Source organism: Bradyrhizobium sp. GW821-FHT12B03, assembly GCF_058807535.1.
In genome coordinates this window covers 160,111-183,363 of the sequence record NZ_JBXAQU010000018.1, presented here as the reverse complement: position 1 = coordinate 183,363, position 23,253 = coordinate 160,111, and the positions used below count along the sequence as shown (strand labels likewise).

Annotated in this window: 24 protein-coding genes and 1 pseudogene; 9 read left to right on the top strand and 16 right to left on the bottom strand. The window is 64.7% G+C overall.

Annotated features, from left to right (window positions below):
- Positions 1 to 75: 75 nt before the first annotated feature.
- Genes queA through coaD form a run of 5 tightly spaced genes read right to left on the bottom strand, consistent with a single transcriptional unit; the run spans position 76 to position 3,208 of the window.
- Positions 76 to 1,149 (bottom strand): tRNA preQ1(34) S-adenosylmethionine ribosyltransferase-isomerase QueA, encoded by a 1,074-nt coding sequence (gene queA, locus AC1RUR_RS29115; protein ID WP_492850423.1) that lies wholly within the window; start codon positions 1,147 to 1,149, stop codon positions 76 to 78.
- Between the two features lie 48 nt (positions 1,150 to 1,197).
- A complete protein-coding gene (locus tag AC1RUR_RS29110; protein ID WP_028171886.1) occupies positions 1,198 to 1,662 on the bottom strand; it encodes a peptidylprolyl isomerase in 465 nt (154 codons plus the stop codon).
- Positions 1,659 to 2,084, bottom strand: a complete 426-nt coding sequence (locus tag AC1RUR_RS29105; protein WP_492850421.1) for a UCP034077 family protein — start codon at positions 2,082 to 2,084, stop codon at positions 1,659 to 1,661. The genes AC1RUR_RS29110 and AC1RUR_RS29105 overlap by 4 nt, the downstream gene beginning before the upstream one ends.
- A gap of 12 nt (positions 2,085 to 2,096) precedes the next feature.
- Positions 2,097 to 2,672 carry a peptidylprolyl isomerase gene (locus AC1RUR_RS29100; RefSeq protein ID WP_492850419.1) on the bottom strand — a complete coding sequence of 192 codons (576 nt, stop codon included), beginning with the start codon at positions 2,670 to 2,672 and terminating at the stop codon, positions 2,097 to 2,099.
- Between the two features lie 38 nt (positions 2,673 to 2,710).
- A complete protein-coding gene (gene coaD / locus AC1RUR_RS29095; RefSeq protein WP_492850417.1) occupies positions 2,711 to 3,208 on the bottom strand; it encodes a pantetheine-phosphate adenylyltransferase in 498 nt (165 codons plus the stop codon).
- 258 nt (positions 3,209 to 3,466) lie between these two features.
- Here coaD and AC1RUR_RS29090 point away from each other — a divergent pair, with 258 nt between their 5' ends.
- The 3 genes from AC1RUR_RS29090 (at position 3,467) to AC1RUR_RS29080 (ending at position 6,773) form a co-directional block, all read left to right on the top strand.
- Entirely contained in the window at positions 3,467 to 3,724 is a 258-nt protein-coding gene (locus tag AC1RUR_RS29090) for a hypothetical protein (RefSeq protein WP_008131028.1), read from the top strand.
- A gap of 201 nt (positions 3,725 to 3,925) precedes the next feature.
- Positions 3,926 to 5,779: a potassium transporter Kup gene (locus AC1RUR_RS29085; protein ID WP_492850439.1), complete on the top strand. Its 1,854-nt coding sequence runs from the start codon at positions 3,926 to 3,928 to the stop codon at positions 5,777 to 5,779.
- 34 nt (positions 5,780 to 5,813) lie between these two features.
- Entirely contained in the window at positions 5,814 to 6,773 is a 960-nt protein-coding gene (locus AC1RUR_RS29080) for a phosphotransferase family protein (RefSeq protein WP_492850414.1), read from the top strand.
- Between the two features lie 9 nt (positions 6,774 to 6,782).
- Here AC1RUR_RS29080 and gyrA read toward each other — a convergent pair whose 3' ends face one another.
- The 3 genes from gyrA to AC1RUR_RS29065 form a co-directional block, all read right to left on the bottom strand.
- On the bottom strand, positions 6,783 to 9,521 hold the full coding sequence (gyrA, locus tag AC1RUR_RS29075; RefSeq protein ID WP_492850412.1) for a DNA gyrase subunit A: 2,739 nt from the start codon (positions 9,519 to 9,521) through the stop codon (positions 6,783 to 6,785).
- Between the two features lie 169 nt (positions 9,522 to 9,690).
- Positions 9,691 to 10,089, bottom strand: coding sequence for a DUF2306 domain-containing protein (locus tag AC1RUR_RS29070; RefSeq protein WP_492850410.1), 399 nt, complete (start codon positions 10,087 to 10,089; stop codon positions 9,691 to 9,693).
- 200 nt (positions 10,090 to 10,289) lie between these two features.
- Positions 10,290 to 10,784, bottom strand: a complete 495-nt coding sequence (locus AC1RUR_RS29065; RefSeq protein ID WP_011087466.1) for a single-stranded DNA-binding protein — start codon at positions 10,782 to 10,784, stop codon at positions 10,290 to 10,292.
- A gap of 463 nt (positions 10,785 to 11,247) precedes the next feature.
- Here AC1RUR_RS29065 and AC1RUR_RS29060 point away from each other — a divergent pair, with 463 nt between their 5' ends.
- The 4 genes from AC1RUR_RS29060 to AC1RUR_RS29045 all read left to right on the top strand — a co-directional run bounded on the left by AC1RUR_RS29060 (position 11,248) and on the right by AC1RUR_RS29045 (position 16,767).
- The gene (locus AC1RUR_RS29060; RefSeq protein ID WP_492850408.1) at positions 11,248 to 11,997 is read left to right on the top strand and encodes an outer membrane protein; all 750 of its coding nucleotides are present in this window, start codon (positions 11,248 to 11,250) and stop codon (positions 11,995 to 11,997) included.
- Positions 11,998 to 12,234: 237 nt separating this feature from the next.
- The gene (locus AC1RUR_RS29055) at positions 12,235 to 12,903 is read left to right on the top strand and encodes an outer membrane protein (RefSeq protein WP_492850406.1); all 669 of its coding nucleotides are present in this window, start codon (positions 12,235 to 12,237) and stop codon (positions 12,901 to 12,903) included.
- A 274-nt stretch (positions 12,904 to 13,177) separates the two neighbouring features.
- A complete protein-coding gene (gene uvrA, locus AC1RUR_RS29050; RefSeq protein ID WP_492850404.1) occupies positions 13,178 to 16,156 on the top strand; it encodes an excinuclease ABC subunit UvrA in 2,979 nt (992 codons plus the stop codon).
- A 47-nt stretch (positions 16,157 to 16,203) separates the two neighbouring features.
- Positions 16,204 to 16,767, top strand: coding sequence for a DinB family protein (locus tag AC1RUR_RS29045; protein ID WP_492850402.1), 564 nt, complete (start codon positions 16,204 to 16,206; stop codon positions 16,765 to 16,767).
- Positions 16,768 to 16,899: 132 nt separating this feature from the next.
- On the opposite strand, the gene AC1RUR_RS29040 is transcribed toward AC1RUR_RS29045, so the two are convergent.
- The gene (locus AC1RUR_RS29040; RefSeq protein WP_492850400.1) at positions 16,900 to 17,244 is read right to left on the bottom strand and encodes a hypothetical protein; all 345 of its coding nucleotides are present in this window, start codon (positions 17,242 to 17,244) and stop codon (positions 16,900 to 16,902) included.
- Between the two features lie 23 nt (positions 17,245 to 17,267).
- Complete coding sequence (locus tag AC1RUR_RS29035; RefSeq protein ID WP_492850398.1) at positions 17,268 to 18,704, bottom strand: S8 family serine peptidase; 1,437 nt, start codon at positions 18,702 to 18,704, stop codon at positions 17,268 to 17,270.
- On the opposite strand from AC1RUR_RS29035, the gene AC1RUR_RS29030 reads away from it, so the two are divergent.
- Positions 18,703 to 18,876, top strand: a complete 174-nt coding sequence (locus tag AC1RUR_RS29030) for a hypothetical protein (RefSeq protein ID WP_492850396.1) — start codon at positions 18,703 to 18,705, stop codon at positions 18,874 to 18,876. The two genes, AC1RUR_RS29035 and AC1RUR_RS29030, sit on opposite strands and share 2 nt — an antisense overlap.
- Positions 18,877 to 19,027: 151 nt before the next feature.
- Entirely contained in the window at positions 19,028 to 19,678 is a 651-nt protein-coding gene (locus tag AC1RUR_RS29025) for an HAD-IA family hydrolase (protein WP_492850394.1), read from the top strand.
- A 64-nt stretch (positions 19,679 to 19,742) separates the two neighbouring features.
- Here the strand turns inward: AC1RUR_RS29025 and AC1RUR_RS29020 are convergent, their stop codons facing one another.
- The 6 genes and pseudogenes from AC1RUR_RS29020 to AC1RUR_RS28995 all read right to left on the bottom strand — a co-directional run.
- Complete coding sequence (locus tag AC1RUR_RS29020; RefSeq protein WP_492850393.1) at positions 19,743 to 19,973, bottom strand: hypothetical protein; 231 nt, start codon at positions 19,971 to 19,973, stop codon at positions 19,743 to 19,745.
- Positions 19,974 to 20,099: 126 nt separating this feature from the next.
- On the bottom strand, positions 20,100 to 21,053 hold the full coding sequence (locus tag AC1RUR_RS29015) for a YVTN family beta-propeller repeat protein (protein WP_492850391.1): 954 nt from the start codon (positions 21,051 to 21,053) through the stop codon (positions 20,100 to 20,102).
- Positions 21,054 to 21,055: 2 nt separating this feature from the next.
- A complete protein-coding gene (locus AC1RUR_RS29010; RefSeq protein ID WP_492850389.1) occupies positions 21,056 to 21,622 on the bottom strand; it encodes an SRPBCC family protein in 567 nt (188 codons plus the stop codon).
- A 772-nt stretch (positions 21,623 to 22,394) separates the two neighbouring features.
- Positions 22,395 to 22,682, bottom strand: coding sequence for a HigA family addiction module antitoxin (locus tag AC1RUR_RS29005; RefSeq protein ID WP_492850387.1), 288 nt, complete (start codon positions 22,680 to 22,682; stop codon positions 22,395 to 22,397).
- A 4-nt stretch (positions 22,683 to 22,686) separates the two neighbouring features.
- Positions 22,687 to 22,974, bottom strand: a complete 288-nt coding sequence (locus tag AC1RUR_RS29000; protein WP_492850385.1) for a type II toxin-antitoxin system RelE/ParE family toxin — start codon at positions 22,972 to 22,974, stop codon at positions 22,687 to 22,689.
- A 47-nt stretch (positions 22,975 to 23,021) separates the two neighbouring features.
- A pseudogene (locus AC1RUR_RS28995) lies at positions 23,022 to 23,225 on the bottom strand (AAA family ATPase); the annotation flags it as partial.
- Positions 23,226 to 23,253 lie beyond the last annotated feature (28 nt).

The following is a 23,253-nucleotide window of genomic DNA, read 5'->3' as shown; positions in this document are numbered from 1 at the left end:
TTCTGAATCCCTACAGATACTTGATTTTCACACCTAAGCCGCCGCGACCAACTGACTCAGTAGTACTAACCCACCCTACGGCACTGCCCGAAACAGCAAACACGCATCGCCATACGAATAGAACCGATAGCCAGTTGCAATCGCGTGCGCATAGGCCTGCTGCATCGTCTCCAGCCCCGAGAATGCCGACACCAGCATGAACAGCGTCGACTTCGGCAGGTGGAAATTCGTCATCAGGATATCGACGGCGCGGAAGCGATAGCCGGGCGTGATGAAGATCGAGGTCTCGGCCGCGAACGGCTGGATGACGCCGTCCTCGCTCGCTGCGCTTTCGAGCAATCGCAGTGAGGTCGTGCCCACCGCGATGATGCGGCCGCCGTTCTGCCGCGCGGTGTTGAGCCGCTCCGCCGTCTCGGCCGAGATCGTGCCCCACTCGGCATGCATCTTGTGGCCTGCGGTGTCGTCCACCTTCACCGGCAGGAAGGTCCCGGCACCGACATGCAGCGTGACGCTGACGATGCCGACGCCGCGCGCGCGCAGCGCCTGCTCGAGCGCGGGGGTGAAATGCAGGCCCGCGGTGGGCGCTGCAACGGCGCCCTCATTGGCCGCGAACATGGTCTGGTAGTCGGCGAGGTCCTGATCGTCGGGCGTGCGCTTGGAGGCGATGTAGGGCGGCAGCGGCGGGCTGCCGAGGTCGGCGATGGCCTGGTCGAGCGCCGGGCCATGGAACGAGAATGACAACGTCACCTCGCCCTCGGCCCCCTTCGCCTCGACCTCGGCATCGAGATGGCCGAGCAGGCAGACCTTGCCCTCATTGCCGAAGCGGATGCGGTCGCCGGCTGTGAGCTTCTTGGCCGGCTTCACCAGCGCCTGCCAGCGCGAGCCGTCGAGCCGCTTGATCAGGGTTGCCTCGATCTTCGGCTCGGTCTCCCGGCCGATGCGGCGGCCCTTGAGTTGCGCCGCAATCACCTTGGTGTCGTTGACGACGAGCTGGTCGCCGTTCTTCAGCCATTGCGGCAGGTCGGAGACGATCTGGTCGCGCAGCGCACCGCCCTCCACGACCAGCATCTTCGCGGAGTCGCGCGGGCTCGCCGGGCGCAAGGCGATGCGCTCGGCGGGCAGGTCGAAATCGAAGAGGTCGGTGCGCACGTTCGATACCTTGTCATGCCCCGCCTTCGCGGGGCATGACGGCAGTTGTCACTCCGCGTCCGCGGCCATCCGCGCCTTGACGATCTTGTCCGGGTTCTGCACCGGCTCGCCGCGCTTGATCTTGTCGACGTTCTCCATGCCCTCGGTGACCTTGCCCCACACCGTGTACTGGTTGTCGAGGAAGCGGGCGTCGTCGAAGCAGATGAAGAACTGGCTGTCGCCGGAATCCGGGCTCGCGGCGCGTGCCATCGAGGTGGTTCCGCGCACGTGCGGCTCCTTGTTGAACTCGGCCTTCAGCTTCTTGCCGGAGCCGCCGGTACCGGTGCCATGCGGGCAGCCGGTCTGCGCCATGAAGCCCTCGATCACGCGGTGGAACACGATGCCGTCGTAGAAGCCCTCACGGACCAGCTCCTTGATGCGCGCGACGTGGCCGGGTGCCAGATCCGGACGCATCTCGATGGTGACGGGGCCCTGCGTGGTCTCGAGGATCAATGTGTTTTCGGTGACGCTCATGCTCGTCTCTCTTGCGTTGGAGGTGAAGTCTTGTCAGGTGACGTTTTGCGGTTACGAAACTGGATCGCGAATGGACGTCCCGCGGCGGCGCCGGCCATTGCATCGGTAAATGGCATCGGCGTGCAGCGTTGCAACGCCTCCATCACCGCGATCCGGTATTGCAGCCGGTCATTGTCAGAGGCCTCCGCGGATTCATAGCTGATCCGCGGATGGCCCAGAATGTCGCCGGACCGGTTAAAGCTCACGACGACGGTGATGTCGAGTGGGCGAGCCTTGCTGGCCGGCGGCGGCTTCCAGCAGGTGCGCAGATGCCGGAAGACGTCCTGGATGGTGTTGACCTGCGCATCTTCTGCGACCGCGCCGGAGACGCCGAAAAGCAACGCAGCGGCAACCAGCAGAAGCTTGCCGCCGCAGCGTGCCATCGCGCTCTCCCATTATTTGATGTCGGAGGCGACCTGCACCTTCACCATCTTGTCGGGATCGGTGACGGTGCCGCCCGGCGAGCCGGGAGGCGCCTTCTTCAGCTTGTCGACGACGTCCATGCCCTGCACGACCTCACCGATCACGGTGTACTGGCCATCGAGGCTGCCGCCGTCGGCGAACATGATGAAGAACTGCGAGTTGGCGGTGTCGACGCTGTCGCCGCGCCGGGCCATGCCGACGATGCCGCGCGCGAAATGCACCTTGGAGAATTCCTGCTTCAGGTTCGGATATTTCGAGCCACCGGTGCCGTTGAATTTCTCGCCGTCGCCGGTCTGCGCCATGAAGCCGTCCATGACCCGGTGGAACGGCACGTTGTTGTAATAGCCCTCGCGCGCAAGCGTCTTGAGCCGCTCGGCGTGCTGCGGCGCCAGATCGGTGCGCAGCTTGATGACGATGCGGCCCTTGGTGGTGTCGATGACGAGCGCGTTGGCCTTGTCGAGGTTCGCCGGCAGCTGCTGCGCCACCGCCGGGACCGCGCTGACGAGCGCGGCAAAGATCGTGGCAAGAATTGCGAGACGACGGATCATGAAAACTCCGGATCAGGTGAGATGAAGAGTGTGCGCCGTTATCCGGCGAATTTGGCCTTGAGCAGGCTGGCTACGAGCGGCGGCACGAACGTCGAAACATCCCCACCCATGCCTGCGATCTGGCGCACCAGTGTGGCGGTGATCGGGCGGACCATGGGAGAGGCCGGCAGAAACACCGTATGCACCTCCGGCGCCATGGCCTCGTTCATGCCGGCAAGCCGCATCTCGTAGTCGAGATCGGTGCCGTCGCGCAGGCCGCGAATCATGATGATCGCGCCATGCTTGCGCGCGGCCGTCACCGACAGATCGTCGAACGTCACGGCTTCGAGCACGCAGCCGGCCTGGGCCGCCACCGGCCCGCAAACGTCCAGGAGCATCTTCAGGCGCTCCTCGGTCGAGAACAGCGGCTTCTTGCCGGGATGGACGCCGACCGCGACCACCAGCCGGTCGCACAGGGGAACGGCATGCCGGACCACGTCCAGATGGCCGTTGGTGATGGGGTCGAAGGAACCTGGGTAGAAGGCGATGCGCGGCATGGCTCCCTCCTACCCCGCCCGGCCCGGCCCGGCAAGCCGGCCGGGTTCCCTGTCCGTTTCCCGGAAATTGTCCTGCCGGCCGTGTCGGCGCCGACCGGATTGTTTCGTCCTGGGGCCGACCACGAAACAAAACGGGCCACGAACGAAACCATTTCCCGCGTCCGCGAAGACGTCCGGAAACTGGCCATGGTTACTAATCCAGCCAACGAATGACGGGCCGCACACTGGGCGTAGCGGCCGCATCACAGGGGACTGTCAATGATCAAGGCTCTTTCAGCGATCGCTATCTCTGCGTGTGTTGCCGCCGCCCTCACCCTCCTGCCCGGCTTTGCCCCGACCGTCGAGGCCAGCGTGCCGCAGCCGCTGGCCAAGAGCGACCGGCTCGATATCCGCAGCATCGGCCGCGACTGCTCGCAGCAGGCCTGGCCGAATTTCGAGGCGTCCTGCCTCCGCCGTGCCGGCACCAAGGCCGACGTCCGCGTTGCGCGCCTCGTGACCGCCGACCGCACGCCGTAGTCGGGTCTGTCAGTTTCGCGTCAGGTAAGCCTCGATAACCCCGAAGACAAAATCCATGGATATTTGCGACGTCCCGTCGCAGACTGCGTGATGCTCGCGTCCGTCGGAATGGCCCGGCGGGCGCGATCCCATCGGGGGTCGCCGTTGTCCAGTACGCCCGCAGTCGCTTCCGGCCATCACCCTGCCCCGCTGCCGATTGCCATGACCATGGGCGCTCTCGGGGTGGTCTATGGCGATATCGGCACCAGCCCCCTCTACGCCCTGAAGGAAGCCGCCAAGGCGGCCGCCCACGGCGCGACCGCGACTCCCGACGCTGTCCTGGGGGTTGCCTCGCTGATCCTCTGGGCGTTGCTGCTGATCATTTCGCTGAAATACGCGCTGCTGATCCTGCGCGCGGACAATCGCGGTGAAGGCGGCATCGTCGCCCTGCTGGCCTTGCTCCATGCGCGCAACGCCCAACCCGGCACCTGGCGCGCGCATCTCCTGGTCGTTGGCCTCGTCGGCGCCGCCCTGCTCTATGGCGACGGCGCCATCACGCCGGCGATCTCGGTGCTCTCGGCCATCGAAGGTCTGAAGGTCGATGCGCCCTCGCTCGCGCCCGCCGTGGTGCCCGTGACCGTCGTCATCCTGATCGGCCTGTTCATGATGCAGAAGCAGGGCACCGGCTTCATCGGCCGCATCTTCGGGCCGGTGATGATGGCCTGGTTCGTCGTGCTCGCCGCGCTCGGCATCCACGGTATCGTCAAGGCCCCCGCAGTGCTGGCGGCGCTCAGCCCGCTCTATGCCTTCGACTTCCTGATCCACCAGGATTTTCACGTGTCCTTCGCAATCCTCGGCGCGGCCTTCCTGGCGGTAACAGGCGGCGAGGCGATGTATGCCGACATGGGTCATTTCGGCCGCCTGCCGATCCGCCTCGCCTGGTTCGTGATCTGCCTGCCCGCACTGGTGCTGAACTATTTTGGCCAGGCCGCGCTGCTGATCACCGATCCCTCGATGATCGAGAATCCGTTCTTCCAGCTCTGCCCCGACGCCCTGCACTACCCGCTTGTGGCGTTCTCGGCGGTGGCGACCGTGATCGCCTCGCAGGCGATCATCTCCGGCGTGTTCTCGCTGACCCAGCAGTCGATCCAGCTCGGTTTTTTGCCGCGCATGCAGATCCGCCACACCCAGAGCGACGCGATGGGCCAGATCTACGTGCCGCTGGTGAACTGGCTGCTCGCCGCCGCCACGCTCGGCGCCGTCCTGAGCTTCGGCACCTCCGACGCGCTGGCCGGCGCCTATGGCATCGCGGTGTCGCTGCTGATGGCGATCACCACGCTGCTGGCCGCCCTGGTTGCAATCCAGTGGGGCTATTCGCCCTGGCTGGTGGTGGCCGTGAACGGCTTCTTCTTCGTGATCGACGTGATCTTCTTCTCGGCCAACTCGGTCAAGCTGTTCGAGGGCGGCTGGTTTCCGCTGCTGCTCGCGGCCCTCGTCGCCTTCCTGATGCTGACCTGGCGCGCCGGCGTGAAGCTGGTCGAGGCGGCCCGCGCACGGCTGCGCCAGCCCGAGGAGGACCTGATCGAGACCGCCGTGAACAAGTGCACCGCCCGCCTCCCCGGCACGGCCGTGTTCCTGGCGTCCGCGCCGCGCGGCGTGCCGCTCGCGCTGACCCAGTTCGTCAAGCACAACCACGTGCTGCACGAGCGCGTGCTGCTCGCCACCGTGCTGATCGAGGAATCCCCGCACATCACGGACGAGGACCGCGCCGAGGTGATCGACATCATTCCGGGCATTACCCGCGTGATCCTGCATTACGGCTTCATGCAGAACCCGACGATCTATGACGGGCTGACGCTGACCTGCCGGCAGGGCAAGCTGCCCGGCATCGACCTCTCCGACATCACCTATTACGTCGGCCGCGAAACCATCATCCCGCGCGAGGACGTCCCGGGCATGTGGGTCTGGCGCGAAACCGTGTTTGCCTTCCTGCAACGCAACGCCGAGCGCTCGGCCGCGTTCTTCGGCGTGCCGACCAAGCAGGTGGTGGAGTTCGGCACGGAGCTGGAGATTTAGTGCGACTCCGCGCGCTGGCTGGAAGCAAGTGTCGATGTCGAGCGATCCGCCGTTACAGCTAAAACCCCAGCCAGCGATTCCGGTCGATCGGGCGCAAGCGATCGTCCGGCGGATCGATCCCCATGCACGGGTCGCGGGAATCACCGAGCTGCATGGCGGGGAGATCAGTACCGTCCTCGAGATTGCGCTTTGGGATGCCCCCGCCTGCATCCTCAAGATCTATCCTGAATCGCTACAGTGGAAGATGGCCAAGGAGGTCTACGTGCTGGGGCTCCTGCGGGACGTCGACGCGGTCGTCCCCCAAATCCTGCTCGCCGACGACACGCGGTCGGTGATCGACCTGAACTATCTGCTGATGACCAGGCTTGACGGCACGGTGCTCGGCCGGCGCGAGGCGGCGCTGTCGGAGGCCGAGCTGTTCGCGATCTATGCAGAGATGGGCGCAGCGCTGCGCCGGATCAACGACGTCACCCTCGACAACTTTGGCTATATCGGCCCCAACGGAGTGTGGACGCCGCATCCGAGCAACCACGCCTACATGTCTGCGCAGCACGACCGGAAGTTGACGGAGTTTTGTACCCGCGGTGGCGACGCCGCGCTGGCCGCGCGGCTCCGGGACAGCGTCACGGCGCGGCAGCATCTGTTCGAGGCGGCCACAATGCCTCGCCTCTGCCACTACGATTTCCATGCCGGAAACGTGCTGGTCACGTCTCAGGGCGAACCGCACCTGACGGGCATCGTCGACTTCGAGAATGCGACCGCAGGCGATCCACTGATGGATATCGCCAAGGCGCTGTACTACTTCACGGCGAAGGACGCGCCCAAGCGTAACGGATTACTTGCCGGCTACGGCAAGATCGAGCGCCCTGACTGGCAGGAGACGCTCGCTGTCTACCGTCAGTATTGCACGCTGGAGCTGTGGTGCTGGATGGCGCAGATCGGCAAGCGTGATGCGCTCGCCGATCTCACGAGAGAGCTGGCGAACGCCGCATAGAACGGGGCGTCACGCCCCGTTTCCGTTCTCACCATTCCCGCTCTCGGCCTCTTCCGTGATGTGCTCGACCGACACCACATGCTCGTCCTCGGCGGTGTCGAACACGATCACGCCCTGGGTCGAGCGGCCCGCAATGCGGATGCCTTCGACCGGGCAGCGGATCAGCTGGCCCTTGTCGGTGACCAGCATGATCTGGTCGGCATCCTCCACGGGGAAGGACGCGACCAGATTGCCGTTGCGGTTGTTGACGCTCATGGCGACGATGCCTTTGCCGCCGCGCCCCGTGGTGCGGTACTCGTAGGACGAGGTCCGCTTGCCATAGCCGTTGACGGAGACGGTGAGCACGACCTGCTCGGCCGCCGACATCGCGACATAGCGCTCCTGTGGGAGCTGGAAGCTCCCCGAGGTCTCCTCGGCCTCGGCGTCCACCGCCGGCTCCTCGGTCGTGGCTTCGCCGGCTATCGCGCGGCGCATCTTCAGATACGCCGAACGTTCGTCCGAGGACGTCTCGACATGGCGCAGGATCGCCAGCGAAATCACCTTGTCGCCCTCGCCAAGCGCAATGCCGCGCACGCCCATCGAGGTGCGCCCGGTGAACACGCGCACATCGGTGACGGGGAAGCGGATGCACTGGCCGCCGGCACCGGTCAGCAGCACATCGTCGTGCTCGGTGCAGATCTGCACGTCGACGATCGCCTCGTTCTCGTCGAGCTTCATCGCGATGATGCCGGAGCGGCGGACATCGACGAAGTCGGACAGCTTGTTGCGACGGACGTTGCCGCCTGTCGTGGCGAACATCACGTCGAGGTTGCCCCAGGTAGATTCATCCTCGGGCAGCGGCATGATGGTGGTGATGCGCTCGCCCTGCTCCAGCGGCAGGATGTTGATCAGCGCCTTGCCACGCGCGTTCGGCGCCGCCATCGGCAGCCGCCAGACCTTTTCCTTGTAGACCTGGCCGCGCGAGGAGAAGAACAGCACCGGAGTGTGAGTCGATGCGACAAAGAGCCGGCTGACGAAATCCTCGTCGCGGGTCTGCATGCCGGCGCGGCCCTTGCCGCCGCGGCGCTGCGCCCGATAGGCCGACAGCGGCACGCGTTTGACGTAGCCGGCATGCGACACGGTGACGACCATGTCCTCGCGCTGGATCAGATCCTCGTCCTCGACCTCGCCTTCCTGCTCCATGATCACGGTGCGGCGCGGGGTGGCGAACTCCGCCTTCACCTCGGCAAGCTCGGTCTTGATGATGCCAAGCACGCGCTCGCGCGAGCGCAGGATGTCGAGGTAATCGGCGATCTCACTGGCGAGCTTGTCGAGCTCGTCGCGGATTTCGTCGCGGCCAAGTGCGGTCAGGCGTTGCAGACGCAGGTCGAGAATGGCCTTGGCCTGCTCCATCGACAGCCGGATGGTGCCGTCCGCGCTGATGCGGTGGCGCGGATCGTCGATCAGCGTCAGCATATCCTCGACGTCCCGCGCAGCCCAGTCGCGCGACATCAGGGTGTCGCGCGCCGTGGTCGGATCGGGTGAGGTGCGGATGACGCGGATCATCTCGTCGATATTGGCCACCGCGATCGCCAGACCCACCAGGATATGGGCGCGATCGCGCGCCTTGGCCAGCAGGTACTTGGTGCGCCGCGTGACAACTCGCTCACGGAAGTCGACGAAGATCGCCAGCAGGTCCTTCAGATGCATGATCCGCGGACGGCCGCTGTCGAGCGCAACCATGTTGACGCCGAAGCTGGTCTGGAGCGGCGTGAATCTGTAGAGCTGGTTCAGCACCACGTCGGGCACCGCGTCGCGCTTCAGTTCGACGACGACGCGGAAGCCGTCGCGGTCGGATTCGTCGCGCAGATCGGCGATGCCTTCGATCTTCTTTTCCTTGACCAATTCGGCGATGCGCTCGACCATCGTCGCCTTGTTCACCTGGTACGGGATCTCGGTGATGATGAGCGCTTCGCGCTCCTTGCGGATGGTGTCGATCGTGACCTTGCCGCGCATCACGACCGAGCCACGGCCGAGGTGATAGCCGGCGCGGATGCCCGCCCGTCCGAGAATGACGCCACCGGTCGGAAAATCCGGTCCCGGCACGATGTTCATGAGCTCGTCGATGGTGAGCGCGGGATTGTCGATCAGGGCCACGCAGGCGTCGATGACCTCGCCGAGATTATGCGGCGGGATGTTGGTCGCCATGCCGACCGCGATGCCGCCCGCGCCGTTGACCAGAAGGTTCGGGAACTTGGCCGGCAAGACCGACGGCTCGGTCTCGTTGTTGTCGTAGTTCGGCTGGAAGTCGACGGTGTCCTTGTCGATGTCGGCCAGCAGCGCCTGCGCCGACCGCGTGAGGCGCGCTTCGGTGTAACGATAGGCGGCAGGCGGATCGCCGTCGACCGAGCCGAAATTGCCCTGGCCGTCGATCAGCGGCACCCGCATCGAGAAGTCCTGCGCCATGCGGACCATGGCGTCGTAGATCGACTGGTCGCCGTGCGGGTGATACTTACCGATGACGTCGCCGACCACGCGGGCGGACTTGACGTACTTCTTGTCGGGCGTGTGGCCCTGCTCGTGCATCGAGTAGAGGATACGGCGGTGCACCGGCTTCAGGCCGTCGCGGGCATCGGGCAACGCACGCGCCACGATCACGCTCATGGCGTAATCGAGATAGGACTTCTTCATCTCGTCGAGAATGGAGACGGGGCGAATGTCCGAGGGGTGCGCCGGCTGGTCGCCGGGCTTGTTGTCGTCGTCAGCCAAGGGGGAATCCGGTGAGTTTTTGTCTGGGAATCATATAGCGCATCGAGCCCCTCATAACCACCCTTGCGGGGGTCAAGGGAAGCGCTTTTTCCGACTGTTTTTCCAGAGACTTACGCCCTTCCCGGCACCATCCGGGGCAAGGCCCGAACGAGCCGGGTGGAACCGCCCCTTACGTCCCGAAAATCACGTGGTGCATGATGCGCCCGGGCACCAGCGTGAACAGGCCCGCCACCAGCAGCGCGCCGGCGAAGATGAAGATCATCATCCGCCGGTGGTCGGCCACCCGATGGGTGTGTGCCCGCCAAACCGCCAGCGGCAGCACCACCAGCGTGAAGACCGACAAGAGATGGATCGGGCCGAACGGCCCGACCAGGCGGATCTGGTGGATCCAGAACGACGAGGCGGCGACGATCGCCATCAGCCCCACCCAGATCCAGCCGATCGTCCGGTGCGGCAGCGTGCCCTTGGGGGCGGCAAACTGGACCAGGCCGAGCAGGAAGGCGGCCATCGCGGCGAAGGCATGCAGCGGGATCGCTGGAGCGGCCTCAAGCAGCGGCGCGAGACTCATGCAGGGGCTTCCTCCGATCGACAGATCCATGTGAATAGGATTAACATGAAGTTAATACCATTCACATCAAGGCCCGTCAAAAGGCCTGAGGCCGCACATGAAGCAAGCCCGGAAAAACCGAGCTTTACCCGCCAATTGGTAAGAAATCCTGTCGCTTCACGCGAGCAAGGTGACATCCGGGGCGAAGCGCCCCGCCCGCCTCAGAACGGGATGTCGTCGTCCATGTCGCTGTTGCGGCCACCGCCGCCGGCGGCAACGGCCCGGCGCGGTGCGCTGCTGACGGGACCGGAGGAGCCGAAATCGCCGCCCGGCTCCTCGCCGAAGCTGCCGCCTCCCCCGCCGCCGCGGCCGTCGAGCATCGTCAGGGTCGAGTTGAAGCCCTGGAGCACGACCTCGGTGGAGTACTTCTCGACGCCGCTCTGGTCGGTCCACTTGCGGGTCTGCAGCGCGCCCTCGATGTAAACCTTGGCACCCTTCTTCAGATACTGCTCGGCGACCTTGCAGAGCCCTTCATTGAAGATCACGACGCGATGCCACTCGGTCTTTTCCTTGCGCTCGCCGCTGTTCTTGTCGCGCCAGGTCTCCGAGGTCGCGATGCTCAAATTCGCAATCGGCCGCCCGTCCTGGGTGCGGCGGATTTCAGGATCCTTGCCGAGATTTCCAACCAGAATGACCTTGTTGACGCTTCCCGCCATTGCCGCTCTCCGCTCCGAATGCCACTGAATCTAAAAGGCGGGGTCCGCGCGAAACGGTCCTCTGCCACCCTGTTGAGGCGAACCTATACGCTTGCGAGGTCGGATCAGCCCGTCACCCCTCAGGTTATCCCCATATATAGCATCGCTGGCGGATTTGTTCCAGATTTGTTCTCAGCCCCGACCCACCCCGAACAGGTGCCGAATTACCGGGCAAGGCAGGATTGAAAATTGCACAAGCCGATGAAACCGACGGAACTTTCTCGGGTTCCCCGGAATCGAAAAAATCCCTTAACATTCATCTACTTGACCTCTCTGACATTGGTTGGCGAGTGTGGCATTTCGGAGACGGACTCTGCCGCCGAACCGGGCTATCGTTGCCTCGGAATTAGATCATTTGGGCGTCGCGCCTGATGGCCCGCTTCGGGGATTTCTTGAGAAGCGGACAAGCTTGGGAGAGACCGTAATGAATAAAATCTTGGTGGTTGCATTTGGTGCCGCTGCGTTGGGCTTGGCGGCTCCTGCGAATGCGGCGGATATGGCCGCGCGTCCCTATACGAAGGCGCCGATGGTCGCGCCCTCGCCCATTTATAACTGGACCGGCTTCTACGTCGGTGTTCAGGGGGGCGGCGGCTGGGGCCGCAGCGACGAAACTTTCTTCGGGACTCCCAATACGGCGGTTTTTGCTGGAACGCAGAAGTACGATACCAACGGCGGCTTTGTTGGTGGCGTGTTCGGCTACAATTGGCAGTCCGGCCCGGTCGTCTTCGGCATCGAGGGCGATTATCACTGGGCTGACATCAGCGGCCGTTCTGCCGAGATCAATGCCGGCGTCGGCGACACCTACTTCACGAAGATTCGCGGCTTCGGTGACATCAAGGGCCGTCTTGGCTATTCGACCGGTCCCGCCCTCCTGTTCGTCAGCGGCGGCGCCGCGGTCGGCGACATCCAGCACCGTTATGATGGCGTTCCCGGAAACGTCTTCGTCCAGAACGACTGGCGCTGGGGTTGGACCGTCGGTGCCGGCGCCGAATACATGTTCGCTCCGAACTGGTCGGCCAAGGTCGAGTACAACTACATCGATTTCGGCAAGAGCACGATCCAGTACACCGCAGCGCCCACCAACCGCTCCGAGTGGACCGACACCGTTCACACCATCAAGGCTGGCGTGAACTATCACTTCAACTGGGGCAGCCCGGTCGTCGCGAAGTACTGATATCCATCTGATATCATTTGAAGATCAAAGGCCGGCCCCGCGCCGGCCTTTTTGCTTTGGGTTCCAGCCTCGCAACAATCAGTCAGTGACCATTACGTTTTGTAACTGTTGTGGCTTTTGGGAGACACAACTTGCAGCTTTATTGGTGTAAGCACGACATCAGTTGGACCACAGCGTCCGATGCCCTTCCCGATCGTGGAAGGCACAACAGAAACTGGGACTGGGATTAAGTTGAAAATGAAGAAGGTTTTGCTGGCTTCGGCCTGTTTGTTCGCTTTGGCTGCCCCCGCATCGGCGGCTGATCTCGCGGCCCGCCCCTACACCAAGGCTCCGGTGGCTGTGGCTTCGGTCTACAACTGGACCGGCTTCTACCTCGGTATCGTCGGCGGCGGCGCCTGGGAAAACGCTTCGGGCGACCCGAAGATGAAGGGTGGCTTCGTCGGCGGCACCGCCGGCTACAACTGGCAGACCGGCAACGTCGTGTTCGGCATCGAGGCCGATGGCGCCTGGGCTGATGTCAGCGCTTCGGCAACCGACGCGCTCACCGGCATCACCGCCACCTCCAAGACCGACGCCATGGGCACCGTGCGCGGCCGCATCGGCTACGCCGTCAACCAGGTGCTGTTCTACGGCACCGGTGGTTACGCCTGGATCGACAACAAGATCACCCTCGCCGCTGGTGGCGCGAGCGTCTCCGACAGCAAGTTCCACTCCGGCTGGACCGTCGGCGCGGGCGTCGAGGCGTTCTTCGCTCCGCAGTGGTCGGTCAAGGGCGAGTACCTCTATCGCAGCCTCGGCGGCGAGACCTACTTCTCGGGCGCACTGCCCACCGGCACGCTCAACTTCCACACCGTGCAGGTCGGCGTGAACTATCACTTCGGGGGCCCGATCGTCGCGAAGTACTGATCGCTACCGACGTCACATCGTTACGAAAGGCCGGCCTTGTGCCGGCCTTTTTGTTGTCGTGCGCACGATCCACCCGTTTCAGGATGGTCGCTGCTGCCAGATGCCGCCAGCGCGCCAACAATCCGTTGACGATTCGCAAGTCGCACTGGAAATCCGTCGCCGTTCTTCCTACGTTCGCTGACAACCCCATCGGCGCCGATCCCGGTTCCGGGCGAAGCGCGCCTTTTTTGCTGGCGCGGTCGCGCACCCATGGGATTCCTTGAGGGCAACTCGGATGGATGAAGTGATCAAGGCGAAGCGCCAACAACAGAACGCGGGCTCCAGCCTGCGCGCAATTACGATCCGTGGCGCGCGCGAGCACAACCTCAAGAACATCGACGTCGAGATTCCCCGCGACAAGCTGGTGGTGTTCACCGGCCTCTCCGGCTCCGGCAAATCCTCACTCGCCTTCGACACCATCTATGCCGAGGGCCAGCGCCGCTACGTCGAATCGCTGTCGGCCTATGCGCGCCAGTTCCTGGAGATGATGCAGAAGCCCGACGTCGACCAGATCGACGGCCTGTCGCCGGCGATCTCGATCGAGCAGAAGACGACCTCGAAGAACCCGCGCTCCACCGTCGGCACCGTCACCGAGATCTACGACTACATGCGCCTGCTCTGGGCCCGCGTCGGCGTGCCCTATTCGCCGGCCACCGGCCTGCCGATCGAGAGCCAGACCGTTTCGCAGATGGTCGACCGCGTGCTGGCGCTGCCCGAAGGCACTCGCCTCTATCTGCTCGCGCCGGTCGTGCGCGGCCGCAAGGGCGAGTACAGGAAAGAGCTCGCCGAATGGCTCAAGAAGGGCTTTCAGCGCGTCAAGATCGACGGCACCTTCCATGAGCTCAGCGAGGCGCCGACGCTGGACAAGAAGTTTCCGCACGACATCGACGTCGTCGTCGACCGCATCGTGGTGCGTGCCGACATCGGCCAGCGCCTCGCCGAGAGCTTTGAGACCGCGCTGAAGCTCGCCGAGGGCCTCGCGGTGGTCGAATTCGCCGACGCGCCCGCGACGGCTGCCCCAGCTGAAGAGAAAAAGAAGACCGCGAAGATCCACGACAAGAGCGGGCCCGAGCGCATCCTGTTCTCGGAAAAATTCGCTTGTCCCGTCTCCGGCTTCACCATCCCCGAGGTCGAGCCGCGGCTGTTCTCGTTCAACAACCCCTATGGCGCCTGCCCCGCCTGCGGCGGCCTCGGCGTCGAGCAGCACGTCGACGAGGACCTCGTCATCCCCGACAAGGAGCTCGCGATCGGCAAGGGCGCGATCGCGCCCTGGGCCAAATCGTCGTCACCCTATTACACGCAGACGCTGACGGCGCTCGGCAAGCACTACAAGTTCACGCTGACCACCAAATGGAAGGATCTGCCGAAGAAGACGCAGAATGCCATCCTCCACGGCTCCGGCGAGGACGAGATCAAGTTCTCCTACGAGGACGGGGTGCGCTCCTACGACACCAAGAAGCCGTTCGAGGGCGTCATCACCAACATCAACCGCCGCTATCGCGAGACCGAGAGCGAGTGGGCGCGCGAGGAGCTGGCGAAGTATTTCCACGACGTGCCCTGCGGCGCCTGCAGCGGTTTTCGGCTCAAGCCCGAGGCGCTCTGCGTCAAGGTCGGCACCAAGCATATCGGCGAGATCTCGGAGCTGTCGGTCAAGAAGGCCGGCGAGTGGTTCGAGACCGTGCCCGACGCGCTGAACAAGCAGCAGAACGAGATCGCGGGCCGCATCCTCAAGGAGATCCGCGAGCGCCTCACCTTCCTGCTCGACGTCGGCCTCAACTACCTCACCCTCTCCCGCTCATCCGGCACGCTGTCCGGCGGCGAGAGCCAGCGCATCCGCCTCGCCTCGCAGATCGGCTCGGGACTGACCGGCGTGCTCTACGTGCTGGACGAGCCCTCGATCGGCCTGCACCAGCGCGACAATGCGCGCCTGCTCGACACCCTCAAGCGCCTGCGCGATCTCGGCAACACCGTGATCGTGGTCGAGCATGACGAGGACGCCATCCTGCTCGCCGACCACGTTCTCGACATCGGCCCCGGCGCCGGCATGCATGGCGGCAACATCATCGCCGAAGGCACGCCCGCCGAGATCATGCGCAACCCGAAATCGCTGACCGGCAAGTACCTCACCGGCGAGCTCGAGGTCGAGGTGCCGGAGCGGCGTCCGCCGAACCATCGCCGCACCATCAAGGTGGTCAACGCGCGCGGCAATAACCTCAAGAACGTCACGGCAGAGATTCCGCTCGGCCTGTTCACCGCCGTCACCGGCGTCTCCGGCGGCGGCAAGTCGACGCTGCTGATCGACACGCTCTATCGCGCCATCGCCCGCAAGCTGAACAATGCCAGCGAGGGCGCCGCCCCGCACGACCGCATCGAGGGCCTCGAGCACATCGACAAGATCATCGACATCGACCAGTCGCCGATCGGCCGCACCCCGCGCTCGAACCCTGCGACCTATACCGGCGCCTTCACGCCGATCCGCGAATGGTTCGCCGGCCTGCCGGAAGCCAAGGCGCGCGGCTACGAGCCCGGCCGCTTCTCCTTCAACGTCAAGGGCGGCCGCTGCGAGGCCTGCCAGGGCGACGGCGTCATCAAGATCGAGATGCACTTTTTGCCCGACGTCTACGTCACCTGCGACGTCTGCAAGGGCAAGCGCTACAACCGCGAGACGCTGGAAGTCCTGTTCAAGGGCAAGAGCATCGCCGACGTGCTCGACATGACCGTCGAGGAAGCCGCCGAGTTCTTCAAGGCGGTGCCGCGCGTGCGCGAGACCTTCCAGACCCTGCACCGCGTCGGCCTCGACTACATCCATGTCGGCCAGCAGGCGACGACCCTGTCGGGCGGCGAAGCCCAGCGCGTCAAGCTCGCAAAGGAATTGTCCAAGCGCGCCACCGGCCGCACGCTCTACATCCTGGACGAGCCGACCACCGGTCTTCATTTTCACGACGTCAAGAAGCTGCTGGAGGTGCTGCACGAGCTGGTCGCACAGGGCAACACGGTCGTCGTCATCGAGCACAATCTCGAAGTCATCAAGACTGCCGACTGGGTCATCGACCTCGGCCCCGAAGGCGGCGACGGCGGCGGCGAAATCGTCGCCTGGGGCCCGCCGGAGGATATTGCCAAGGCGCCAAGGAGCTACACGGGAAAATTCCTGGAGCCGGTGTTGAAGAAGGCAAGGAAGCCGAAGCGCGGGAGGACGAGCGAGGCGGCGGAGTAGTCCACGCGACCGAATCTGCCGACGCATTGATCGAAGGGAGATCAACCTTGTCCGCTGGCTTTGTGCAGACGTACCGCGCCTTCGCCCACAACAATGCCTGGGCGAACCATCGCCTGCTCACCGCCTGCGCCGCACTCCCTCAGCCGGAATTCGAAGCCCACCGCACCGGCTTCTTTCCAAGCCTGCAGCGTACGCTGAACCACATCTACGTCATCGATCTCTTCTACATCGATGCGCTGGAGGGCGGCTGGCTCGGACCGGCGGCCTGGAAGAACGAAGTGCCATTTCCGTCCCTCGCCGCGCTGAAGCCTGCGCAAGCTGCGATGGACAAGCGCCTGATTGCCATCTGCGATGCGCTGACGCCCGCGGGGCTCGATGACATCGTGAAGATCAACCGCGATACGCGCGTCCAGGCCGAGCGGCGCGACCGGCTGCTCATGCATCTCTTCCAGCACCAGATCCATCATCGCGGGCAGGCGCACGCCATGCTGTCCGAGTCGACCGTCGCGCCGCCGCAGCTCGACGAGTTCTTCGCAGAAGGCGAAGCGCCGCTCCGGGCCGCCGAATTCGACGAACTCGGCTGGACCGAAGGGACGGTGTGGAAGTCCTAGACAAGGGGCGCAAACGAATTCAGGGCTCATGGCCTGCGAGCTGAGCCGCGACAGGCTTCGACGCGTGACGACGACTAAAGACGAGGCGCTCGGGTCGTCGCTTCGGGTCCGGCGGTGCGGCGCGCCCTCGCCTCAGCTCGAACCTGGCAGGCCGACCTCCGGCCCGACCCAGGCATCCTCGACAGCAGGCCACTTGCGGATGACGTCGACATAGTCGTTCGCCGACACGCCGTGCGGCAGGATCACCTGGAGCTGACGGCCGAGCTCCTTCTCCCACTTCGACAGCTTGGTGCGATCGGCAGCAGCCAGTGCAGGAACCTTGTGAACGATCCGGGTTCCCTTCGGCAGCTCCCGCGAAGGATTGAAGCGTGCGCCCGAGGCCGCCTCGAACATCCGCTTGCTCGAGTCGTAACGGTGGCTGGATTTCAGTTTCACCTCGACCGGAATGCGGATTCTCGCGGTTCCGGGCGCACGCACGTTCGGGATCATTCCTAAGGCTATTACACTTTCTTCATGGCCTCAACGAGGTTAGGCAACGGCCCAATGTGCTGGCCGAGCGGCACACCGAGACCGGGCTGCTGCGGCGTGCCGGTGGCCATCAGGATGTCCCGCACCTTCTTCGGCGTGAGCGGCGCGCCGTTCTTGGCTTTCGCCCGCCCCTGGAGGCAGGCCACCGCGCCGGTAACGATCGGCGACGCGCTGGAGGTGCCGGAGAAACGAAGCGTGTACCAGGCATTCTCCGACGCACCGCCCTGGGCATCGCCATAGCCGAGCGAGGTCACGTGCCAGCCCCATCCCTGAACGTTGACGATCTTGCCGTAGTTGGAGAAGAAGATGCGCGAGCGCGGCGTGCCGAGCGAGGAATAGCCTGCAAACTGCGCGCCGAACCCGTCGAAATCGAAATGGTTGGTCGGTGGCACGCCGGCGCCGACAACGATCGCACCGCTGTCCTTCTGGAGCCCGCTGCCGTTGTAGATCGCCGCGTCGAAGTTCTCGTTGCCGTTGCCGGCGGCCTCGATCACGGTGATGCCCTTGTCGACCGCCGTCTTGATCGCCGCGAAGATGTCGGACCAGAACTGCATCGCGACGTAGTTGCCGGTCGGTCCGGGCGCATGAAGCTCGATCAGGATCGCGTCCCCGGCCTTCAGCTTGCCGGCGGCGGCGGTGATCGCGCCGGCCGCGTTGAAGACGCCGTTGATGACCGCGGAGTGGACCATGGCCTTGGCGCCGTGGCTGATGCCCACGCACCCCCTGCCGTCGGGGATCGAGATCATCTCGCCGAGCACCGCGGTGCCATGATTGATCCATCCGGGATCGGCGATCACCGTCCCGCCGATCAGCGGGATGCCGCTCGGCAGATCCTCGTGCGTCCGATTCCAGTTGCCTTCGATATCGCAGATGGTGACACCCTTGCCGTTGCCGCCGGCCAGCGGCCACACCGCCTCCGCGCCGATGCCGTCGGGCGCGTCGCAGAGATAACCTTGCGACGGCTCGAAATTGCGGCTTCCGGCGGCCGAGCCCGTCGGCATCGCGGGCACCGGGCGCGGAGCCACATAGGCCTGCCAGACCGCCTTCTGCCGGTTGAGCGCGGTCGCGATCTTCTTGGCGTCCGCGCCCGATTTCGGCACGATCTGGACGAAGCCGCTCTGGATGAAGCCGGCGTCCATGCCGCGCCGTGCAAACCGCTTCGGGTCCGGCTCTTCGGGCAACACCGCCGCGACCTCGACGCGGGATCTGATGGCCGCCTGCGGAAGCGCGAAGTGCGATCTGATCGCGTCGATCTTGAAATCGGCGAGAACGCGATTGAGCGAGTCCGCCTGCGGCTCCGCATCTGCAGGGGCCGCAAATGCCCGGCCACTGAACGCGACCGGTGCCTCATAGCGCAACTCGGCCACCACATAGTCCGGAACGTCCGCCTCGGCGATGTCCGCCGACATGAAGCCCGCTCTGGTTCGCACGCCCAGCACCGGCCTGCGGCCTCGTTTCGAACTCGTCTTCCTTGCCTTCGCCTTTGCTTTCGCCTTTCTTGCGGCCATGATTGAGATCCTCCATGAAAGTTTTCGTTTGACCAATTCCTTCAAATATTGCCTATGCCCGGATCCCGCCTGAGCAGGATCAGGGTTGCGCTTCAAATGATGCACAACTTTTGCTTTAGCGCAACCGCCGCAGCTTGTCGCGCGGAAGCGACGCAGCGAATGGTCGCACCGTCTGTCCTCTCGGGACCCACCAGGGTCTCGCGGTCACTTTGAATACCTCCTCCATGCCCTACGCCCTCGCCATCTTCGACCTCGACGGCACGCTCGCCGACAGCTTCCCCTGGTTCCTGCGCACCATCAACGACGTCGCCGATCGCTTCGGCTTTCGCCGTGTGCAGGATGAGGACGTCGAGGGGCTGCGGCATGCCTCGACGCGGGAGATCCTCAGCCGGCTCGAGGTGCCGCTGTGGAAGCTGCCGGCGATCGCGCGGCATGCGCGGCGGCTGAAGGGAGAAGCGGCGGCCGAAATTTCGCTGTTCACGGGCGTCGAGGCGACGCTGCGGACGCTGGCCGGGAATGGCGTGCAGCTCGCGCTCGTGACCTCCGACAGCGAGGCCAATGCACGTGAGAAGCTTGGTGATGCCGCCGCGCTGTTTTCGCATTTCGACTGCTGTGCGTCGCTGTTCGGCAAATCAGCGAAATTCCGCCGCGTCATCCGGCGCGCGGGCGTCGAGCCGGGCCAGGTCATCGCGATCGGTGACGAGGTCCGCGACATCGAGGCGGCGCGCGTGGTGGGGATTGCCTGCGGCGCGGTCAGTTGGGGCTATGCGGCGCCGGCGGCGCTACGAGCGCTTGCGCCCGACTACATGTTCGAACATATGCGCAACATTGCAGATACTTTATGCGGACACGTAGGGTGGATTAGCGAAGCGTAATCCACCACTCTTCGCATCCGCAGTGACAAAAGAGGTGGGTTACGCTTCGCTACCCCCTACGAACCTACACCCCGCCCCGCGGCGGCTCGTGCTTCTCCAGCGACTGCGCGATCCGCTCCAGATAACCGTTCATCCGCCGGTTCTCGGCGAGTTGCTGCTCGTAGAGGTCGATCAGGCTCACGCCCGACGCGCTGCGCGCCTGCATTCCGGCCCGCCGTGAAAACCAGAACCACAGTCCGACCAGCACCACAAACGGCAACCACGACAGCGCAAGCTCAACCATCCATTTTTCCATCAGACAATTCTCCAGTTCAGCCGCCCGCGAGTCGGCGCATAACAACAATCGTGGATAGCATCTGTCGGCGCAGGGGAACATCTGGTTCGACGATGAAGGTGGTCAACTGCGGGACGCCCGCACCCCCTACTCCGTCCTGCGCAAGAACGCCCCGAACGCGCGCGGGCCGTCGCCGGTCTTGACCTCGCCGATCTTCTTCAGCTCGGCTGCATCGATGATCTCAAGCGTGTTGCTCTCCCAGCAGGCGACGATGATGCGCTTGCCGTCGGCGGTCGCGGCAATGCCCTCGGGATAGTCGCCGACATTGATGCGCTTGATCGGCTTCAACGTCGCAACATCGAACACGCTGACGGTGCCGCCATATTGATCGGTGACGAAGCCGCGCCCCTGCGCAAGCGCCACCGCATAGGGGCGCATGCCGACCGGCACGCGTCCGATCTCGGAGCCGGTAGCAATATCGATCACCGAGACATCGTTGGAGCCGACATTGGCGGTGTAGGCGCGCTTGCCCTCGGCATCGATGGTGACGCCGAACGGACGGGTGCCGACCTTGATCGTCGTCTTGCGCAGGCGCGTCGCCGTGTCCACCACGGAGACGCTGTCGTCGTCGCGGTCCGCCGAGAGCAGCAGCTTGCCATCCGGCGTCACCGCAAGCCCCGACGGCGAGGCGCCGACGCCAATGCTGGCGGTGACGCTGCGGGAGGCCGTATCGATCACCCGCACCGCCGCGGCGTACCAGTCCGCGACATAGACGGTGCGGCCGTCGGGCGCGACCGCAATGCCGAGCGGCCCACCGCCGACCTCGATCCGGCCCGCGACCCGGCGCGTGGCAGCGTCCACCACCGTCACCGCCTTCGCGTCGGGGCTCGTCACATAGGCAAAGCGCCCGTCCGCACTCACCGCCACGCCTGCGGGCTTGCCGCCGATCGGGATGGTCGCAACGCTGCGAGATGTCGCGAGGTCGACGACCATCAGATCGTCGCTGAGCTGGTTGGTGACGAACGCCTCCTCGGCCGCAGCGCTGCCGAGAACGGCGTGGCAAAAGCTGGCGGCCAGCGCCGCCAGCACCAGGGCCCGCACCGTCAGCTTCCGCTCTCGACCTTCTTCTTCAGCGCCCCGAGGCCGGCCTGATAGAGCCCCTTGACCGCCTTGACCGCGGCCTCGTCGCTCAGCTCCGGCGGCGGATCGTTGTTGGGAAAGCCGCGGTAGAACGCGCCGGCCCATTCCAGCGTCGCGCCCTTGCCGTCGGCGCTCGGCGTCACCGTCAGCGTCGAGGAATAGTTGGTGACCGGCAGCACCTTCACGTCGACGGTTGTGATCCGGTAGGAATAGGTCATCGCGGCAGCGTCGAACTTGTAGAGCTCCTCGTCCACGGTCGCCCCGCCCGTCAGGGTCAGCTTCCGCGTCGCGCCGATCTCGTTGCCCTTCTCGCCCTCGGTCTTGGTAACGGGCGGCAGCCAGCTCATGTCCTGGAAATTGCCGATCACCGCCCACACCTTGGCCGGGGCTGCGTTGATCTCGATGGATTCCCGCACCTTCTGCCGGGTCGGTCCATGGGCCCAAACCGGCTCGAGCGCGACCGTCAGAGCCATCCCCGCCACCGCCAGCGCCGCCACCCCGGCGAACGCCGTTCCGCTTGTCATCCTCATGTCGTTTCCTCACTCTTGCATCTGCGCGACTTGAGGCGCGCTGAGGTCATGGTAGCGCATTTTTGGACCGTGGCGAGACCGGTTCGCGGCACGGCTGGGGCGGGAGACGATTCCCATCCACACCATCCCTTGCGTTGCCCGACGGGCAAAACACACCAGATCGGGGGCAATGCACCAGGACCAAAATAATTCGCTTTACGCGAATTCGGAATTGTCGCATATTTCGGCCATCCCAGCCCGGTCCGAGGGGCGTATCGCGATCGTCACGACACGCGGGGTGGGACGTGGTGGACGCAGGCGGCGTCGGCGCGAAGGTGGTTTGCAGGGCGGCTCACGCCGTGAGCAACGATCCGCGCGCACACGACCGGTGCAGCCCGCGTACGGCAAAATCGTGTGGTCCTGGCATCCGGGGTCTGTATGCCAAGTCTTGCGGTGACGTGTGCTGCCCGACCGGGCGGGCGCGTCAGCCATCCGCAAGGCGACGGGGGCAATAGTGCATCGCTCCCCGGGGAGAGCACGACATAAGCCGTCAACCCACTGCGCAGGGAAGGCCGGATGTTTGGCTTCACCTGTATGCCGCTGTGCAGCCTTTTAAGCACACGCTTCGCACAGTGGACCGCGGGTGCCAGCCGGCACCCGGCCTTCCCTGCGCCCTCGGCACTTTTGGGGGCGGCAAGTCCAGCAGAGCTCGGGCACGATGTGCCGCGAGGAAGTAAAGCCGTGTTCAGCGTCGTCCGGAGGCGATCCGATGAAACCCTGGACCAAAACTCAGTCAGGCCGCGTCGGCCGGCCTCACCCGTCGAGCGATCTCCGCTCCCTTCTCACGCTCGACCACGCCGATATCGTACTGTCCTTGCAAGTCCAGCCAGAATTGAGGGCTGTTGCCGAAGTAGCGTCCGAGACGCACTGCCGTGTCTGCGGAGATACCGCGACGCCCGTTCAAGATATCCGTGATCCGGCCCGAGGGAACGCCGATGTCAATTGAAAGCCTGTTGGCGCTAAGACCGCGCGCCGTCATTTCGCGCTTGAGCAAACGACCGGGGTGCAGGAGAGGAGGCATATCTTCAGCCCTTATGATAGTCGACGATTTCAACCTCGTAGGCGTCGCCCTTGCTGAACTCGAAGCAGATGCGCCAGCGCTCGTTGACCGCCATCGCCCATTGCCCTTTGCGATCACCCTTCAGCTTGTGCAGCCCGACGCTCTTTAACGGGCTGAGGTCGCCAAGCGATTTTGCGACGTTCAGCGCGAGCAACAAATCGGCCGCCGCCTCGAAATCGAGTCCGCGAAACTGGCTCGGACGCTCGCCATCCCAGACCTTGCGGCTCGCCGCATTCCGCCAGGATCTTATCATGGCAGAAACGTACTACGGAAACCGGTGAACTGCAATGAATACGGCATTCATTCCCCGAGCGTCGCTTCCACGAAGCCCCGCGGATCGTCACAGAACTCCCGCATCAGCCGGTAATGGTCGGTCTCCTCCACCGTCACCGGCTCCAACCCGGATTTCCCGAGCCGCAGCAGCCGCGCATTGGGATAGGCCATCAGCATCGGCGAATGGGTTGCCATGATGACCTGGCAGATGCCGGACTCGTCCATGCGTCGCCTCGCGATCGCGAACTTGCGACGGGTC

What these genes read in the sequence shown, in the direction of transcription:
- AC1RUR_RS29110 (WP_028171886.1), bottom strand. Translation starts at nt 1,662, where the DNA reads ATGAGCGTCACCGAAAACACATTGATCCTCGAGACCACGCAGGGCCCC.
- AC1RUR_RS29105 (WP_492850421.1), bottom strand. Translation starts at nt 2,084, where the DNA reads ATGGCACGCTGCGGCGGCAAGCTTCTGCTGGTTGCCGCTGCGTTGCTT.
- AC1RUR_RS29100 (WP_492850419.1), bottom strand. Translation starts at nt 2,672, where the DNA reads ATGATCCGTCGTCTCGCAATTCTTGCCACGATCTTTGCCGCGCTCGTC.
- coaD (WP_492850417.1), bottom strand. Translation starts at nt 3,208, where the DNA reads ATGCCGCGCATCGCCTTCTACCCAGGTTCCTTCGACCCCATCACCAAC.
- AC1RUR_RS29090 (WP_008131028.1), top strand. Translation starts at nt 3,467, where the DNA reads ATGATCAAGGCTCTTTCAGCGATCGCTATCTCTGCGTGTGTTGCCGCC.
- AC1RUR_RS29085 (WP_492850439.1), top strand. Translation starts at nt 3,926, where the DNA reads ATGACCATGGGCGCTCTCGGGGTGGTCTATGGCGATATCGGCACCAGC.
- AC1RUR_RS29080 (WP_492850414.1), top strand. Translation starts at nt 5,814, where the DNA reads ATGTCGAGCGATCCGCCGTTACAGCTAAAACCCCAGCCAGCGATTCCG.
- AC1RUR_RS29070 (WP_492850410.1), bottom strand. Translation starts at nt 10,089, where the DNA reads ATGAGTCTCGCGCCGCTGCTTGAGGCCGCTCCAGCGATCCCGCTGCAT.
- AC1RUR_RS29065 (WP_011087466.1), bottom strand. Translation starts at nt 10,784, where the DNA reads ATGGCGGGAAGCGTCAACAAGGTCATTCTGGTTGGAAATCTCGGCAAG.
- AC1RUR_RS29060 (WP_492850408.1), top strand. Translation starts at nt 11,248, where the DNA reads ATGAATAAAATCTTGGTGGTTGCATTTGGTGCCGCTGCGTTGGGCTTG.
- AC1RUR_RS29055 (WP_492850406.1), top strand. Translation starts at nt 12,235, where the DNA reads ATGAAGAAGGTTTTGCTGGCTTCGGCCTGTTTGTTCGCTTTGGCTGCC.
- uvrA (WP_492850404.1), top strand. Translation starts at nt 13,178, where the DNA reads ATGGATGAAGTGATCAAGGCGAAGCGCCAACAACAGAACGCGGGCTCC.
- AC1RUR_RS29030 (WP_492850396.1), top strand. Translation starts at nt 18,703, where the DNA reads ATGAAGCCCGCTCTGGTTCGCACGCCCAGCACCGGCCTGCGGCCTCGT.
- AC1RUR_RS29035 (WP_492850398.1), bottom strand. Translation starts at nt 18,704, where the DNA reads ATGTCGGCGGACATCGCCGAGGCGGACGTTCCGGACTATGTGGTGGCC.
- AC1RUR_RS29025 (WP_492850394.1), top strand. Translation starts at nt 19,028, where the DNA reads ATGCCCTACGCCCTCGCCATCTTCGACCTCGACGGCACGCTCGCCGAC.
- AC1RUR_RS29020 (WP_492850393.1), bottom strand. Translation starts at nt 19,973, where the DNA reads ATGGAAAAATGGATGGTTGAGCTTGCGCTGTCGTGGTTGCCGTTTGTG.
- AC1RUR_RS29010 (WP_492850389.1), bottom strand. Translation starts at nt 21,622, where the DNA reads ATGAGGATGACAAGCGGAACGGCGTTCGCCGGGGTGGCGGCGCTGGCG.
- AC1RUR_RS29005 (WP_492850387.1), bottom strand. Translation starts at nt 22,682, where the DNA reads ATGCCTCCTCTCCTGCACCCCGGTCGTTTGCTCAAGCGCGAAATGACG.
- AC1RUR_RS29000 (WP_492850385.1), bottom strand. Translation starts at nt 22,974, where the DNA reads ATGATAAGATCCTGGCGGAATGCGGCGAGCCGCAAGGTCTGGGATGGC.